The sequence below is a fragment of the Paenibacillus sp. FSL M7-0420 genome, assembly GCF_038002345.1.
Classification (GTDB): Bacteria; Bacillota; Bacilli; order Paenibacillales; family Paenibacillaceae; genus Paenibacillus_AQ.
Map to the genome: position 1 here is coordinate 4,504,948 of NZ_JBBOCJ010000001.1, position 16,024 is coordinate 4,520,971.

13 protein-coding genes and 1 riboswitch are annotated in these 16,024 nt (G+C 53.0%); of the genes, 7 read left to right on the forward strand and 6 right to left on the reverse strand.

Annotated elements, in window-relative coordinates; all coding sequences use genetic code 11:
- The first annotated feature begins 32 nt into the window (after positions 1-32).
- The 7 genes from serA (at position 33) to MKX51_RS19405 (ending at position 8,562) form a co-directional block, all read left to right on the forward strand.
- Positions 33-1,625, forward strand: coding sequence for a phosphoglycerate dehydrogenase (gene serA, locus MKX51_RS19375; protein ID WP_340752855.1), 1,593 nt, complete (start codon positions 33-35; stop codon positions 1,623-1,625).
- Positions 1,626-1,853: 228 nt separating this feature from the next.
- Positions 1,854-2,810 carry a helix-turn-helix transcriptional regulator gene (locus MKX51_RS19380; RefSeq protein WP_340993502.1) on the forward strand — a complete coding sequence of 319 codons (957 nt, stop codon included), beginning with the start codon at positions 1,854-1,856 and terminating at the stop codon, positions 2,808-2,810.
- A gap of 73 nt (positions 2,811-2,883) precedes the next feature.
- Positions 2,884-4,134: a methyl-accepting chemotaxis protein gene (locus MKX51_RS19385; RefSeq protein ID WP_340939628.1), complete on the forward strand. Its 1,251-nt coding sequence runs from the start codon at positions 2,884-2,886 to the stop codon at positions 4,132-4,134.
- Positions 4,135-4,635: 501 nt separating this feature from the next.
- A riboswitch (cyclic di-GMP riboswitch) is annotated at positions 4,636-4,732 on the forward strand.
- Between the two features lie 146 nt (positions 4,733-4,878).
- Positions 4,879-6,492 (forward strand): thiamine pyrophosphate-binding protein, encoded by a 1,614-nt coding sequence (locus tag MKX51_RS19390; protein WP_445322017.1) that lies wholly within the window; start codon positions 4,879-4,881, stop codon positions 6,490-6,492.
- Between the two features lie 50 nt (positions 6,493-6,542).
- The gene (locus tag MKX51_RS19395; RefSeq protein WP_340939625.1) at positions 6,543-6,923 is read left to right on the forward strand and encodes a carboxymuconolactone decarboxylase family protein; all 381 of its coding nucleotides are present in this window, start codon (positions 6,543-6,545) and stop codon (positions 6,921-6,923) included.
- A gap of 152 nt (positions 6,924-7,075) precedes the next feature.
- Positions 7,076-7,426, forward strand: a complete 351-nt coding sequence (locus tag MKX51_RS19400; protein ID WP_036727352.1) for a hypothetical protein — start codon at positions 7,076-7,078, stop codon at positions 7,424-7,426.
- A gap of 143 nt (positions 7,427-7,569) precedes the next feature.
- The gene (locus tag MKX51_RS19405) at positions 7,570-8,562 is read left to right on the forward strand and encodes a 3-oxoacyl-[acyl-carrier-protein] synthase III C-terminal domain-containing protein (RefSeq protein ID WP_340939623.1); all 993 of its coding nucleotides are present in this window, start codon (positions 7,570-7,572) and stop codon (positions 8,560-8,562) included.
- A 98-nt stretch (positions 8,563-8,660) separates the two neighbouring features.
- On the opposite strand, the gene glpK is transcribed toward MKX51_RS19405, so the two are convergent.
- The 6 genes from glpK to resA all read right to left on the reverse strand — a co-directional run bounded on the left by glpK (position 8,661) and on the right by resA (position 15,991).
- A complete protein-coding gene (glpK, locus tag MKX51_RS19410) occupies positions 8,661-10,166 on the reverse strand; it encodes a glycerol kinase GlpK (RefSeq protein WP_340993504.1) in 1,506 nt (501 codons plus the stop codon).
- Positions 10,167-10,287: 121 nt separating this feature from the next.
- Positions 10,288-11,727, reverse strand: coding sequence for a HAMP domain-containing sensor histidine kinase (locus MKX51_RS19415; protein ID WP_340993505.1), 1,440 nt, complete (start codon positions 11,725-11,727; stop codon positions 10,288-10,290).
- Positions 11,728-12,444, reverse strand: a complete 717-nt coding sequence (locus tag MKX51_RS19420; RefSeq protein ID WP_036727360.1) for a response regulator transcription factor — start codon at positions 12,442-12,444, stop codon at positions 11,728-11,730.
- A gap of 78 nt (positions 12,445-12,522) precedes the next feature.
- Positions 12,523-13,785, reverse strand: a complete 1,263-nt coding sequence (gene ccsA, locus MKX51_RS19425; protein ID WP_036727362.1) for a cytochrome c biogenesis protein CcsA — start codon at positions 13,783-13,785, stop codon at positions 12,523-12,525.
- On the reverse strand, positions 13,782-15,470 hold the full coding sequence (gene resB / locus MKX51_RS19430; protein ID WP_340993506.1) for a cytochrome c biogenesis protein ResB: 1,689 nt from the start codon (positions 15,468-15,470) through the stop codon (positions 13,782-13,784). The genes ccsA and resB overlap by 4 nt, the downstream gene beginning before the upstream one ends.
- Complete coding sequence (gene resA, locus MKX51_RS19435; protein WP_340939613.1) at positions 15,467-15,991, reverse strand: thiol-disulfide oxidoreductase ResA; 525 nt, start codon at positions 15,989-15,991, stop codon at positions 15,467-15,469. Before resA ends, resB begins: the two co-directional genes overlap by 4 nt.
- Positions 15,992-16,024 lie beyond the last annotated feature (33 nt).

Genomic DNA, 16,024 nt, shown 5'->3' on the forward strand with positions numbered 1-16,024 from the left:
TAGCTTTCCCATTTGAAGGAGGACAAGAGACCATGTTTAAAGTATTAGTATCGGACCCGATCAGCGATTTGGGCATTCAGCAATTGATGGACGCAAGCGATGTGACTGTAGACAAGAAAACAGGACTAAGTGAAGATGAGCTAGTTGCAATCATTGGCGAATATGACGGCTTACTCGTTCGCAGCCAGACTACCGTGACTGACAAAATTATCGCCGCCGGTACTAATCTCAAGGTTATCGGCCGGGCCGGAGTCGGCGTGGACAACATCAAGCTGGAGTCAGCCACGCAGCGCGGTGTAGTCGTTATCAATGCTCCGGACGGCAATACCATTACAACCTGTGAACATGCTTTTGCCATGATGATGGCCTTGGCCCGTCATATTCCTCAAGCCTATGCGAAGACGATTTCCGGCGTATGGGACAGAAAAACCTTCCTCGGCGTAGAGCTGCGCGGCAAAACACTGGGCGTACTCGGCATGGGCCGGATCGGCAGCGAGGTGGCCAAGCGCGCCAAAGCCTTCGGCATGAGCATCCTGGCCTATGACCCGTTCCTGACAGCTGACCGTGCAGAGAAAATGGAAGTGAAGCTGGCTTCGGTAGACGACATTGTGCGCGGTGCAGACTTCATCACCGTTCACACACCGCTCACCCCTGAGACCCGCCACATGATCTCCCGTCCGCAATTCGAAGTGATGAAAAAAGGCATGCGCATCATCAACTGTGCCCGCGGCGGTGTCATCGATGAAATGGCGCTGGTAGAAGCGATTGACAGCGGTATTGTAGCCGGTGCTGCGTTCGACGTCTTCGAGAAGGAGCCGCCTGAAGCAGACCACCCGTTCCTTACACATCCGAAGATTATTGTGACTCCGCATCTGGGTGCTTCGACGATTGAAGCCCAGGAGAACGTGGCCATCGATGTATCCGAGCAGGTCCTCCATATCCTGCGCAACGAACCGTTCATCAACGCGGTGAACATTCCGCCGGTTGCACCTAGCGTGATGAACAAGCTGCAGCCGTACTTCACCCTCGGCGAGAAGCTGGGCAGCTTCGCTACGCAGATTACGGACGGAGCGATCCGCGAGATCCATGTGGAATATGCCGGTGATCTCTCGGATGTGGATACCCAGCCGCTTACCCGCTATGTCGTCAAAGGTGTGCTCACCCGCCACTTTGCCGGAGATGTGAACATCGTCAACTCGATGCATCTGGCGAAGACCCGTGATGTGAATGTAGTGGTGACCAAGGCTTCCAAAACCAAAGGCTTCACCAACCTCATCACGGTAACACTCAAGGCTGAGCATGATGAAGAGCGTCTGGTCGCCGGTACCCTGCTGCAGGGCTATGGCGAACGGATCGTTAAGGTCAACAAGTTCCCGGTCGATATTGCTCCGGAAGGCCATCAGCTTGTCATCTCGCACAACGATAAGCCGGGTATCATCGGACTCGTCGGCACCCTGCTTGGCGAGAACGGCGTCAATATCGCATCCATGCAGGTTGGCCGGACTATCATCGGCGGAGCGGCCATCATGCTCCTGACCGTTGATAAGGGTGTACCGAAGGAGGTCCTGGTGAAGCTGGCCGGACTGCCGGAGATCAACACCGCTGAGGAGATCATTCTGCTCTAATTCTTATTTCTTCACAATAAAACACTCTTCGGGAGTGCAGGCTTAAGGCTGCGCACTTCCAAAGAGTGTTTTTGCGTTATATAAGCGGAAACGGCTTTGCCTTCCTTTTAAAGGACGGTACTGCGGATTAGATGATCATTTGCGCTAATCCGTACTCTTGTCTAATATATACCTTATACATGACAACCATTGACATATATAAATAACACATTCAAGGGAGGTTGCAGAATGAGAGCGGATCGCCTGATCACTATCGTTCAACTCTTACAGAGCCGCGGCAAAATCAGCTCCAAAGAGCTGGCGCAAACGCTGGAGGTCTCCGAACGTACAATCTTCCGGGATATGGAGGCACTTAGCTTCTCCGGCATCCCCGTGCTCGCCGAGCGCGGCCGGGAAGGCGGCTGGAGGCTGGCTGAAGGCTACCGGAATTCCCTGACCGGAATGAACACCAAGGAGATTGCCGCACTGCTGGTGCCCGCTGATCCGGCAATTCTGCACGCTCTGGGCATTCAGGAGGAGTTCTCCTCGGCCGCCCGCAAGCTGCAGGCTGTCGCTACCCGGCAGCCAGTCACCCCCTTCAGCTTCCTCAGCCAGCGGATTCACATCGACGGAGCCGGGTGGCATCCCTCCGGGGAGACCTATCCCTGCCTGACCGCTTTGCAGGAAGCCTTATGGGAGAACCGCAAGGTGAGCATCACCTATCTGCGCGGGGAGGACGCTGCGAAGCGGCTGGTTGCACCGCTGGGGCTGGTGGTCAAGCGCGGCGTATGGTACGTAGTTGCCGAGCATAGCGGCGGGCTGCTGCGGACCTACCGGGTCTCCAGAATCACTGAGGCCAAAGTCACAGATGAGCTATTTGAGCTGCCGGAGGATTTTGACCTGTCCCGCTACTGGGAGACCTCCACCGCCGCATTCAAGTCTGCCTTGCCCAGGTACCCCTCCAGCCTGCTTGTAAGAGAGCAAACAATGAAGGAGCTGCAGAAGGAGCGATACGTCGCCCTGTTGCACCAGGAGCCTTCTGAGGCCCCGGGCTGGATCAGGGCCGAGGTCGAGTTCAACACACCGGAGTCTGCGTGCCGGATCATCCTGTCCCTGGGTCAGGGCATCAAGGTGACGGCACCGCCTGAGCTTGCGGATACGGTTGCTGCGGCTCTGCGCGAAGCGGCAGCATTATACGATTTTTAATAATAGACCAAATGCACTAGTATCCCCTATAATATTACAATACACATTATTATTTATAGGGGGACTTTACATTATGGACTGGATGAACAAGCTGCCGTTGAAACAAAAAATCGTCACCGGATGTTACCTGGTTGCCGCTTTATTCGCTGTCCCTGTCTTAATTACGCTAATCCTTATGGACAGGCTGCTCATCGGCATTATTCTTGTCGCTGTCCTGGCAGCGCTGACTTACCCGCTTGCGCGCTTCATTGAGAGAACGCTTACATCTTCATTTGAGGATATCTCCAATGTGACGCACACGATTGCCAAAGGCGACTTCACCAGCCGTGCTGACGAGAATGGCTCCATGGGCGACATTAGCCGCTCCTTCAACACCATGATTGACAAGCTCAAAAAAATCCTCACCGATGCCTCACAGATTACCCGTCAGGTTATGGACGCCAGCCGCGGGATTGAAGACAAGAATCAGAACCTGAAGTTTGTCATGGCGCAGGTGGCCTCCTCCTCCAATGAACTGGCCCTCGGTGCTAACGAAATCTCGGTGGATATCGCTGATATGACCGAATCGATCAAGGATATCGAAATCAAAGTCTCCAATTATACGAATTCCACCAAGGAAATGAATAGAAGGTCTGTACATACGCTGGAATTGGTAGAACAGGGGCGGCAATCGGTGGATACCCAAGCCGAAGGCATGCGCAAGAACATCCAGGCTACCCGGAAGGTGGCGGATACCATCGAAGCCCTATCGCATAACGCACGAGGCATTACGATGATTACCAAGACGATTACTGAAATTGCTGAACAGACCAATCTGCTGTCGCTCAATGCTTCTATTGAAGCCGCCCGTGCAGGCGAGCATGGCCGCGGGTTCGCAGTTGTTGCCCAGGAGGTCCGCAAGCTGGCCGAGGAATCCACCGCTTCAACCAAAGAGGTGTTCGGTCTGGTACGCAGCATCGAAGCGGATATCAAGCAGGCTATTGATAACATCGCCATTAACGAAGAGGTAGTCCAGGTGCAGAATGAGATGATTACGGAGACGGCCAACATCTTTGCTCAAATTGTGCATAGTGTCCAATACATAACCGAGCAGATTGCCTCTTTCTCCGCAGAGAGTGACCTTATGCTGGAGAGCGCGCTCAAGATCTCCGGGGCGATCGAGAATATCTCAGCCATCACCCAGGAGACCGCCGCAGGGACGGAAGAGGTATCCGCAGCAATGAACGAACAGATTCATGCTCTGCAATCCGTAGCTGAGGAGACAGAGAAGATGACCTCCGCAGTCTTCAACCTGCAAAAAACGATTCATATTTTCAAATTTTAACCCCGGCACAAAGAGACACGCCTGCGGAATTTTCTGCGGGAGGTGTCTCTTTTTTTGGGCAAAACAAAGATTGTTATGTAATATTCACAAATTGTTGAAATTGTGCATAACGGTAAAAAACGTGCTTTGCACTTCTTTACTATAGTCGTTCTATTGTCATAGATTGTCTATAAGCTAACCTCTCACATCACCGCTACTTAAGTCCTATCACCGAAATTTGCAATGCTGTATATCTAGCGATTTCTTAATATTTTGCAGTAAATCAGGAATGTAATGAGTCTTTGGGCTCACTTCCCATATTAACCAACCTAAATGGCCATTTGCATTTTAAGACTTTAGTCTTCCAGAGACAACCATTTTCAAAAGTTTGAAAATCCAAATATTTAGCCATTTTTACTCCTGAATATTCGTCAAATTCCGAGTTTCTTCTCACAGGGGTTATTGACAAAAGAGGAGCAAGGAATATATTGTAAAGGAAAATTCTCCACAAATTCATTTATAACCGCATACCGGCAAAATTCACCGAAAGGGAATGACGCAAAGCCATGGATCTACAGTCTCATTTCTGAAGTGGGATCATGACAGCCAGGTTGCTGAAAAACTGTGAACGCCTTAGGTTTCGCGTTTGATTATGGTGATTCGTGCAACAGACCTGTGCTCCAATGTTGAGTACAGGTTTTCTATTGCTGACGTATACAAATAACAACTTGCGGGGTGGATGTTCTGAAGACAGTTGCAGATTATATGGCGGAAGCATTACGCAATCTGGGAGTCACTCATTCTTTTGGAATCATAGGCAAGTCTATTTGCCCCATCGCTTTGAAAATGGTTGACTACGGTATAGAGTTCATCCCCGGCCGGCACGAATCCAGCTCCGGCTTCGCCGCCGGCGGTTATGCTCTGAAGACCGGCAGTCTCGGGGTAGCCTTCGGCACCTCCGGTCCGGGCGGAACGAATCTGCTCACCGCAGCAGCGCATGCCAAGGCCAATAATCTTCCCGTCCTCTTCATCACCGGACATCAGTCCATCAAGGAGCTGGGCATTCCCCAATGTCAGGATTCCACTTCCTATCTGGCTGATTTGGCGGATATGTTCCGGCCGGCCACCCTCTTCAGCAAGCTCGTTGAACGCGGCGATCACTTCAGCACGATTTTCAACCATGCCCTATCCATCGCCCTCGGTGACCGGAAAGGTCCGGTCCATCTCTGCATTCCGTTTGATGTGCAGACAGAGCGGCTCGCGGAATGCCGGATTGTTCTGCCGGAACGCGAGGGACTAGTCAGTTATCAGAACTATGACCGGGTCATCTCGGCGATTAATCAATCCGCCAGACCGCTGATCATTGCCGGTAAAGGCGTCAACCGTTCAGGTGCCCATCAGGAACTGGTCCAGCTGGCCGAAACCTTCAACATTCCTGTAGTCACCTCTCCAGGCGGCAAAGGCGCCATAGCTTATGATCACCCGCTCTACCACGGTCCGGTCGGCGTCGGCGGCTCTTCGCACGGCGATGAATTGCTGAACAACAGTGATCTGTTCATTGTTCTGGGCTCCCGGCTGAGCGACATGACCATCTGCAACCTGAAGCCGGAGAATCATCCGCAGCAGCTGATCCAGTTCGATGTAGATCCAACCTTTGTCGGCAAAATACTGTCCTCATCCACCATCGCTGTCGGCGGGGACTTAAGGGACAACCTGGCACTGTATCTTCAGAAGCTGGACTCCTCTACGGTCACCAGGCATGAAATCACAATCTCCAATGCTTACAATGACGAGCTGCCCGTGCTGGCCGGCCTCTCTCTGGCTTCGGTAATGAGCACGATGAGCGACTTGATTCCTTACAACAGCAGCGTGTTTGTAGATGACGGCAGCCATGGCTTCAATGCTGTGAAATGGTTCAATGTCCGCAGGCCCGGCAGCTTCATATTCGATGCCTACTTTGCCTGTATGGGCAATTCAATTGGCATGTCCATCGGCGCCAAGGCTGCCTCTCCCGGGGAGACTGTCTTCTGTATTACCGGGGACGGCTGTTTTATGATGCTCGGAGCTGAAATAAACACGGCCGTTTGCAAGGACATTCCGGTAATTTTCATCGTGGTGAACAATATGCAGCTGGATATGGCGCTCAAGGGCATGGAGAAAACGACCGGCCGGATTGACGGTACGATCTTCGAGGTTCCGATGGATGCCGTGAAATTCGCCGAATCGCTGGGTGCAGCCGGCTTCCGCTGCGAGACGCAGGAGGAGTTCGCTGCCGCAATCCGCGAAGCTGTGGCCCTTAACAAGGCAGCTGTCATTGAACTGCTGACTGACCGTGATGAAATGCCTCCTACGGCGCACCGAACGCTGGATCTTACGTAAGGAAGCCATATCCGCACACCTTTTCTAACCTACTGTCAGGAGGACATAACGTGAACAAGAGCATGAACAGCGGACTCGATCATTTCACTGATCTCTCAGGAGATTATGGGGCCAAGGCCCTGGCTCCGATCAAAGAGCATTTTCCGGAATTAGCCGAATATATCATGGGCAATGCTTATGGCGATATTTTTCAGCGGACCACGATTGGCTCTGACTGGAAGGAGATTGCAGTGATCTCGTCTCTGATTACGATGGGGCAATATGAACAGCTGGGGGTTCATTATGTAATGGCGCTCCGCGTTGGCATGACCGTCGAGCAGATCAAGGGTGTGCTGCTGCATCTGACCCCTTGCGTCGGTGCCCCCCGGGTGATTTCGGCCTTTAATGTGCTGCTGGATACCCTGGAGGAGATCAAAGAAAAATCTTCATAATTCTACAAATTTCGACTTTTCAATTGCACATTTCAGGATGATCTGGTTATAATGAAGGCAAAATATCCCAAATCGAACTGCGGTTTTGTCGAATAGAGTCGCAGAAATAATGTTTTGGAGGTATTGGAAATTACACTTAGGGAGAGATCAACATGGGACAATTTATTTTGAAGACAGATACTGCGAAGAAAGTAATCAATATTGAGCTGGAGGGAACCTTCTCTAACGAGGACGGGCTCAAATCCATACAGGCTTACCAGCAGACCATTAACCCGATCAGCCCTGCTGAATATGCACTAGAGATCGACTGCCGCAAGCTGAATGTAACAGCTCCTGATGTTGTACCGCTGCTTGAAGGCTGCTTCATCATGTTCAAGGCTGACGGCTTCCAGAAAGTGAGTCTTACCCTGGAAAATAACCCGATCCTCAAAATGCAGCTGGCACGCCTGGGCCGCAAAGCCGGACTTGAGAACCTGGAGATCACTTCAACCGTACAAGCTTAATAAATACAATTTAAACCTAAATCAGCCGCTTGAAACGCACATGCTAATTCATTCATTGAACCGGCTGCTAATGCCGGAAGAGAGTTTTGTAAGAAGCAGATTCGTGAGAAGTATAGCTAACAAAACTTTAGGAGGTCTGTACTATGGCGGGGATTCGCATTAAGGACATTGATATCTACCATCCAGACAAAAGAATCGGCAATGACTTTTTCATACAGCATTTTGACGATAAAGGTATTGATATCCGTGGACTGCTGGCTACTCTGGGCCGTCAAAACCGCTACAGCATCGACAGCCCGGATGAGAACTCCCTGACAATGGCTTTTGAAGCCGCAAGTAATGTTCTGGAGAAGACCGGTCTTACCGGCCCTGACATTGACCTGATCGCTTATGCAAGCCAGACTCCTGAATATATATTTCCTACGAACTCATTGATGATTCACCGCCTGATTAACGGGGCCTCGCATACCATCTGTATTGACAGCAATGCCAACTGTGCCGGAATGACCGCCTCGGTTGAACAGGTCAGCCGCCAGATGATGGCGAACCCGAGAATCCGCCGCGCTCTCGTCATCGGCTCCGATTATGTGGCGCCGCATGCGGACAAGAATGATCCGGTATATTACGCGAACTTTGGTGATGCCGCTGCCGCTGTCATTCTGGAGCGCGATGAGCATTCGGTCGGCTTCATTGACTCTATCTACCAGACAGACACCTGTGTGTACGGCAACTCTCTGTTCCCGGCAGAAGGCCTGGCTAAGCTCGGACGCACCGGTGTGGCCGCAGGAGAGTTCAATGTGAAGTTCATTCCATTCGATGATTCCATCTGTGTGGATGCTGCTTCCGAATCGATCAACACTCTGCTGAGCAACAACGGGATTGCCCCTGAATCGGTCAAGGCTGCCTGCTTCTCACAGCTGTCTCTTCCGAACATCCAGGCCGTCTCCGGCAAAACCGGCATTAACCCTGAGGCCGCAGTCTACATAGGCGATGAGTTCGGCTATACCTCGACCAGCAGCCCATTCATTGCCCTTCACAAAGCCGTCACTACAAGGCAGCTTGAACGCGGAGACAAGGTCCTGTTCTGGACCGTAGGTGCCGGATGGCAGAACGTTGCATTTGTAATGGAGTACTAGTCTTACCGACCGTTCACTTCTGTTTCAGAGTAAGCAAACGGCCCGCAGCAGAGTTTCTGCCTGCGGGCCGTTTCTGTTCTTAATGCCTCTACTCTGCTCTAAAGTCTGCCTTCGTGCTTGCCCTCATGCTTCTCCCAGCCCATCGTGCGCGATACAGCATCCTGCCAGGCGCCGTATCTGCGTTCCCGTTCCTCCGGCTCCATCTGCGGCGAGAAGACCTTCTCGGCCGTATTGAAGCTCTCCAGCTGCTCACGGGTCCATACCCCGGAGGTAAGTCCGGCGAGCAGCGCAGCGCCAAGTGCTGTAGTCTCCGCATAGGTTGTACGTGTCACTTCGCTGCCCAGAATATCGGCCTGGAACTGCATCAGCAGATTGTTGCGCACCGCACCGCCGTCTACCCTCAGACCGGTGAGCGGCATGCCGGCGTCCTTCTGCATCGCGTCGATGACATCGCGGGACTGGAAGGCCAGTGATTCCAGTGTAGCCCGTACCAGATGTGCGGAGGTGGTCCCCCGCGTCAAGCCGAATATGGCGCCCCGCGCATACATATCCCAGTAAGGCGCACCCAGGCCGGTAAAGGCAGGCACCACTACAACTCCTTCACTCTCGTCCACCTCGCTGGCCTTCTCTTCCGAGTCGGCGGGCGCGACGATCAGCCCCAGCCCCTCCTGCAGCCACTGCACAGCCGCTCCAGCCACAAACACACTGCCCTCCAGCGCATAATAGAGCTCATCGCCCATGCCCCAGGCTACAGTGGTCAATAGGCCATGACTGGATGCCACAGCTTCAGTGCCTGTATTCATAAGGATGAAGCAGCCTGTTCCATAGGTATTCTTGGCACTGCCGGCTTCCAGGCAGGTATGGCCAAAGAGTGCCGCCTGCTGGTCCCCCAGCACCGACCGGATAGGAATCTCCAGACCGAACCACTGCTGGTCACAGATACCGAAATCTCCGCCCGACATCCTCACCTCCGGCAGAATGGACGGCGGAATACGCAGCTTGTCCATCAGCTCTTCATCCCACTGGCGCTCATGCAGGTTATACATCATCGTTCTTGAAGCATTGGTAACGTCTGTAGCGTGTACGGCACCCCCGGTCAGCTTCCAGATCAGCCAGGTGTCTACCGTTCCCGCCAGGAGCTCTCCCTTGCCCGCACGCTCTCTTGCTCTCGGTACATGATCCAGAATCCATGCCAGCTTGGTCGCCGAGAAATACGCGTCGATGACCAGCCCCGTCTTGTCCGCAATGACTCCGGCCATCCCCTGCGATTTCAGCTCCTCACATTGGTCTGCTGTCCGCCGGTCCTGCCAGACAATTGCCGGATAGATCGGCTCGCCTGTAATTTTATCCCAGATAAGTGCGGTCTCCCGCTGGTTGGTAATGCCGATTGCCGTGATGTGATCAGCCGGTACGGAGCTTGCTGCAATGGCATCTCTGGCTGCTGCAAGCTGACTCTCCCAGATCTGCTCCGGGTCATGCTCCACCCAGCCCGGGCGGGGAAAGGATTGCCGGATCTCATATTGCCCCTGCGAGATCACTTCCGCCTCTGCATCAAAGAGAATTGCCCGTGAGCTGGTAGTACCTTGGTCCAAGGATAAGATCATAATGCCCAGCCTCCTGCAAGCCTTAGCTTGAAATATATGTTTCACGATGAACAATATTAATGTGCTGATTTCAACAAAAAGCACCTCTGCTCTCAGAGGCGCTGTCATGCATGGTCTTGGTTTACTGTTTTTCGACAGGAAGCCGCAGGGTAAATGTGGTGCCTTCTCCTAGCTTGCTGGAGGCATAAATACTGCCGTGATGCGATTCGACGATATTCTTCACAATCGCCAGCCCCAGCCCCGTACCGCCCGACTCTCCGCGCAGACGCGCTTTGTCGGCTTTGTAGAAGCGTTCGAAGATAAACGGCAGATCCTCGGGGTTAATGCCGGCCCCCTGATCTCTAATCTGTATCTCCACATAGCTCCGGCCTTCCAGCGTTGTTGTATCCGCAAGGATGGTTATCCTCCGGTCAGCCGGGGTGTGGCGGAAGGCATTATCCAGCAGATTGGTCAGCACCTGCTCCAGCTTGTCTTCATCGGCAGCCCCCAGCAGCATCTCCTGTTCAGGCCTCTTAAGCTCCAGCATGATATCCCGCTCCTTGGCTCTGACGGAGAACTTGCGGTATACCCGCTCCAGCAATTCTCCCACATCCACCCTGGACTTCAGCATATCCGTATGTCCTGCTTCCATGCGCGCCAGGTCCAGCAGATCCTTCACCAGACGGCCCATACGCAAAGATTCATCGTGAATGACCTGCACCAGTTCACTGCTCTCCTCCGGGGAGGAAGCCATCCCGTCTAATAGTGCTTCACTGTAGCCCTGCATCATGGATAACGGAGTGCGGATCTCATGGGATACATTGGCCACGAAATCACGCCGCATCTTCTCCAGACGCACCTCTTCCGTCACATCCCGCAGAACGGCAACAGCTCCGCGCAGATGATCTTCGGAATAGAGCGGTGCCATGTGCACCGACCATACCCCCTGCCGGACATGAACATTGGAGCGTTGATCGCCCCCGCCCTCAAGGGTGCTGAAGAACAGCGGACGCAGCGGAGGCGGCACCTCACTGGAAGCGGAGGCCTTCGGAACGAGTCCGGTATCCTCTTCCTCCTCCCAGGCAAGATCACTCCACGTTTCGAGGAGGGTCTGGCCATGCGGATTGGTGAGGATGATCCGGCCTTCGATATCGAAGGTGATTACCGCATCGCTCATGCTGCGCAGAACACTGGATAAATGCCCTTTTTCATTATTCAGACTGCGTATATTCTCTTCCAGCTCTTCCGCCATATGGTTAAATGATGTAGCAAGCTGGCCGATCTCATCGCTTGTGACCAGGGTCAGTCTTGTTCCATACTCGCCGCGGCGGATGTCATTCGCTGCCTCAATAACCTGCTGCATCGGCTGGGTGATCTTCGTGAACAGGAACAGGGCGAAGAAGGTGGTCAGAGAGAACCCGATCATGCATGTATACATGAACAGGCGCTTGATTGCCCCGGAATTGGTGAAATTACTGTCGATGTAAGGCAGCAGGAACAGCCCGAGTGTAATGAGCACGACAGCAACCAGGAAGATGATCGTGATCCACAGCTTACCGACAAGGCTTCTCCAGAAGTTCACTTATTTAGGCACCTCTAGCTTATAGCCTACTCCCCATACCGTTGTAATCATCGCTGCCGATTCCGGGGATACCTTATTCAGTTTTTCACGCAGACGCTTGACATGGGTATCCACAGTGCGCAGATCTCCGAAGAACTCATAATTCCATACATCCTTCAGCAGCTCCTCACGCGAGAACACCTTGTCCGGTGAGATGGCCAGATAATGCAGCAGCTCGTATTCCTTGGGCGTCAGACTTACCTCTTGGCCGCCTGCACTTACGCGGTGTGCATCATGCTCAATAATCAGGAACGGGAACACGATATTGTTGCTTGAATTACTCTCTTTGGACAAAAATGCCGTTGCGGAAGAACGGCGCATGATCGCCTTGACCCGGTAGATCACCTCGCGCGGACTGAACGGCTTGACGACATAATCGTCTGCCCCCATCTCAAAGCCCTGCACCCGGTTGATCTCCTCACCCTTAGCGGTAAGCATCAGGACCGGTGTGGACTTCACCCCTCTGAGCCGGGTCAGCACTTCAATCCCGTCAATCCCAGGCAGCATCACATCCAGCAGAATCAGACCGTAGTCATTCGCGGTTGCTTTGCGCAGGGCAATTTCCCCGTCCTCTGCCTCATCAATTTCATAGCCTTCTTTTTCAAGATACATTTTGAGCAGGCGGCGGATACGTTCTTCGTCATCCACCACCAGAATTCTATTCAAGTGCTCAGCCATTTACACAACAACCCCTTCATCAATTACAGTAGAACGTCACCCTGGATCATACGCATGCCTGAAAGAAGCCTGAGCTTATCAGTCGGTTCCCGCATATGAATGAAGTCCGGCGATAACCAGATTAACGCCGACCAGGGTAAACATTACGATTAGAAAGCCGAGTACAGCGAGCCAAGCGGATTTGCGTCCCTGCCAGCCGCGGGCCAGCCGCAGATGGAGATACGCACTGTAGAACAGCCAGGTGACGAGAGCCCAGACTTCTTTGGGGTCCCATCCCCAAAATCTGCCCCAAGCCACCTCGGCCCATATCATTGCAAAAATCAAAGCCCCCAGTGTGAAAATCGGGAACCCGATGGCGATTGCCCTGTAGGTAATCTCATCCAGGTCATTCTCATCAATTCCATCAAGTACCGGATGAAGGGCCTTCCCAAGCGGCTTACGCACAGCCAGCCGAAGAAGCCCGTACAGGAGCAGTCCGGACAGCAGTGACCAGATCACAGTGTTGAACTTGCGCCCTGCATTGACGCCATTCATCCAGGATGGTGCTTGAAACAAAGGCTTCTGAAGCCCGAGAAACGGCTGGAAGCTCTCAATTTCGCTATGGTACGGTGCCACAATCGGCGGCATTTTATAACTCACTTTCTCTATTGTACTATCTTCCTGCCCGGGGCTGTCAATCGTAACGTTCGAACGGACAAAAACAGATTCATAGCCCGCGCCGCGGAAGGCAAATACTGATCCAAGAAACCCAATTATAACAATGATCGAGAACAGAGTAAATTCGACCAGCCGCTGCTGCTTGCGGTCACTGCGTTCCTTGCTGTCAAACTTCACTGTCCGCAGCAGATACATCAGCCCGGCGGCAAAGCCAACCGCGAAGAAGGATTCCCCGAGGGCAGCGAGCGTGACATGAATATTCAGATAGATCGACTTCAGCGAAGGAATGAGCGGCTGTACTTCCTGCGGAAATACCGCCGCATAAGCCATTACAACAATCGAGATCGGAACCGCGAATACCCCGAGAATCATCTTGCGGTAAATGGCGAAGATCACCGTAAAAGCCACCATCACCATCATCGATAGGAAGGTCATGAACTCATACATGTTACTTACCGGAATATGACCGGCCCCCATCCAGCGGGTAATGAAGTAAGCCAGATGGCAGAGCAGCCCGAGTGAGGAGGTGATAAAAGCAATCCGGCCCCAACGTGCAGTATGCTCCTCCGGCTTCCTGCCCGACCATTTGCGGCCCATAATAGCAATGGTGAACAACATGAAGGCACCGCTGTATAAGAAAAATGCGGCTATAAAGACGTCACTGCTGAAATCGAGCAAGTTCATGCCATGCCTCCTCCGTTGTCCAATGATTTGTCATCGACTATCATGTCTATCTGCTCCAGAATAGCAACGAGCTCACGGCGGAAGCCGAACCAGTTCTTGTTCGTGTGGCCTCCAAGCACCAGCTGTCCATCCTCAACGATCAGCCAGATGCGTCTGTGCTGCCAATAGAAGCCGAGAATCAGTCCCAGCATGACAATACCCGCACCAATCCAGACGAACGGCATTGCCCGGTCCACACGTATATTGAGATAGGTGGTGGATTCCGAGAAATCCACATCCGTCATACTGCCGACCTCAAGCTCCAGAAACCGTGTGCCGCCTCCAAGCTTATCGTTGATGGCCTCCTGCTGGAAGCGCTCCTTGTCCACCTGCTTCGGGAAATAGAAATATTGCTGCCCCTCTGCCGGCAGATCCGGACCACGGATCAGGAAGAGAAACGCCGGAGCGTTCGGATAAGGGGAGGTGGAGACCGGACGGCCTTCCTCATTCAATCCGAAATCCATATACTTCTCCTTCAGTTCAAGCGTGTACGGTCCCGCCTTGAAGCTGCGCTGCGGATTCTTCATATCCAGTCTGAACTTGCCGTAGCTCTCGCCGGTTGCAGCATTGACCAGATCAGGCTGCACGGAACGCAGCACAGGCGTAAGATCATAGTCAAACTGATACGCTTTCATTCCCTGGTAGCTTAGCGGAGAATTCACCTGAATGTCGTGCCTGGCCACTTCCGCCAGCTGAGGCTCCTTGGAGGGATCGCTGCAGTCTGCCGTACATTCATATAGAACCGCCTTCGTCTCGTAGAGCTTAGGGAGAACCTTCTTGCCCCGGAATTCCTCGGGCATCTCTTGTTCACTATAGAATTCTACCGTGAATTTCTCATTCTTCAGGTACATGCTGGTGTCTGGTATCCTTACTGTCTCTCCCTGCGGGAAGGCAAGATGCTGATCCATATTCAGACCCGGCAATCCCCTGGCAAGCACAGCAAGCAAAAATATAATCAGGCCGATATGTATTACATAAGGTCCCCAGCGGCTGAAACGGTGTTTCTCGGCCAGTAAAGCGCCGCCCTCCGTCCGCACGCGGTATCCTTTCTTCCTAAGCGGCTGAACGATCCGTGCCACCCATTCCTCCGGCTCCCCCTCCACCTCTGTATTCAGCGTAAGCTTTTGACGGGTAAGGAACTGGCGGTGCTTGCGGATCTTCTGCCGGGTTAGTGCCTTGTAGAGCGGAAGCACGCGGTCCAGGCTGCAGATGACCAGAGAAGCTCCAATCATAACCAGCAGTGACACGAACCACCAGGATTCATAGGTATGCGAAAGGCCGAGTCTATAATATATATTCCCGGCTGTTCCATACGTTTGTTCATAATAGGTTGAAGCGTCAATATTCAGAAAGGTGCTCTCTTGCGGAAATATCGTACCTAGCATCGCACCCAGCAGCGTCAGCACAATCAGGTAGATGGCTATTTTGACGGAGGAAAAAAAGTTCCAGACCTTGTCGATCACTCCCGGACTTACCTTTTGTGAACGGCGGGCCACCCCGTCGTAGCGCATCTCCAGGTTCCCCGAAGCGTTCTCTTCCTTCTCATCCAGCGGCTTGCCGCAGGCTTCACAGAGTACCGTTCCTACAGGATTCTGGTGACCGCATTCGCATTTGGTGTTGCTGATCAGCGGCTCATGCTTACTCATGGTCCCACCAGCTTCCCGATTTGCTCGTCAAGCGAGCTCAGATCCAGCTGGCCGATATGAATGCTGTCCACCCTGCCCTTCGTATTAATGAAGAAGGTAGTGGGCAGCGGGGAGACCCCGTAGCTGCGGACCGCGTCGCGTCCCTTATCCATTACAACCGGAAAATCAATATCCACGAGCTTCACGAAATTGTCCACCGTCATCTGATCCTCGCCCACATTCACGCCCAAGACCACAACACCCTGGTCCTTCCATTTCTCCCACTGCGCCTGCAAGGCAGGCATTTCCTTCACGCATGGTGCGCACCAGGAGCCCCAGAAGTTCAGAACAACCGACTTCCCTCTGAATTCCTCCAGCGTATGGGTCGCACCGTCCAGCCCAAGCAATTCAAAATTTGGCGCTTTTCCGCCTTCTTTAGGCTTGCCGTCTCCCCCGAACACAGAGGAGCTGATGGCATAACCCCCAAGCAGAACGATTAGTAATAGTATCACGATTTGGATTGGCTTCCTGGCTTTGCCCATGCAGGGGTACCCCCTTCTGTGACGCAACTCATT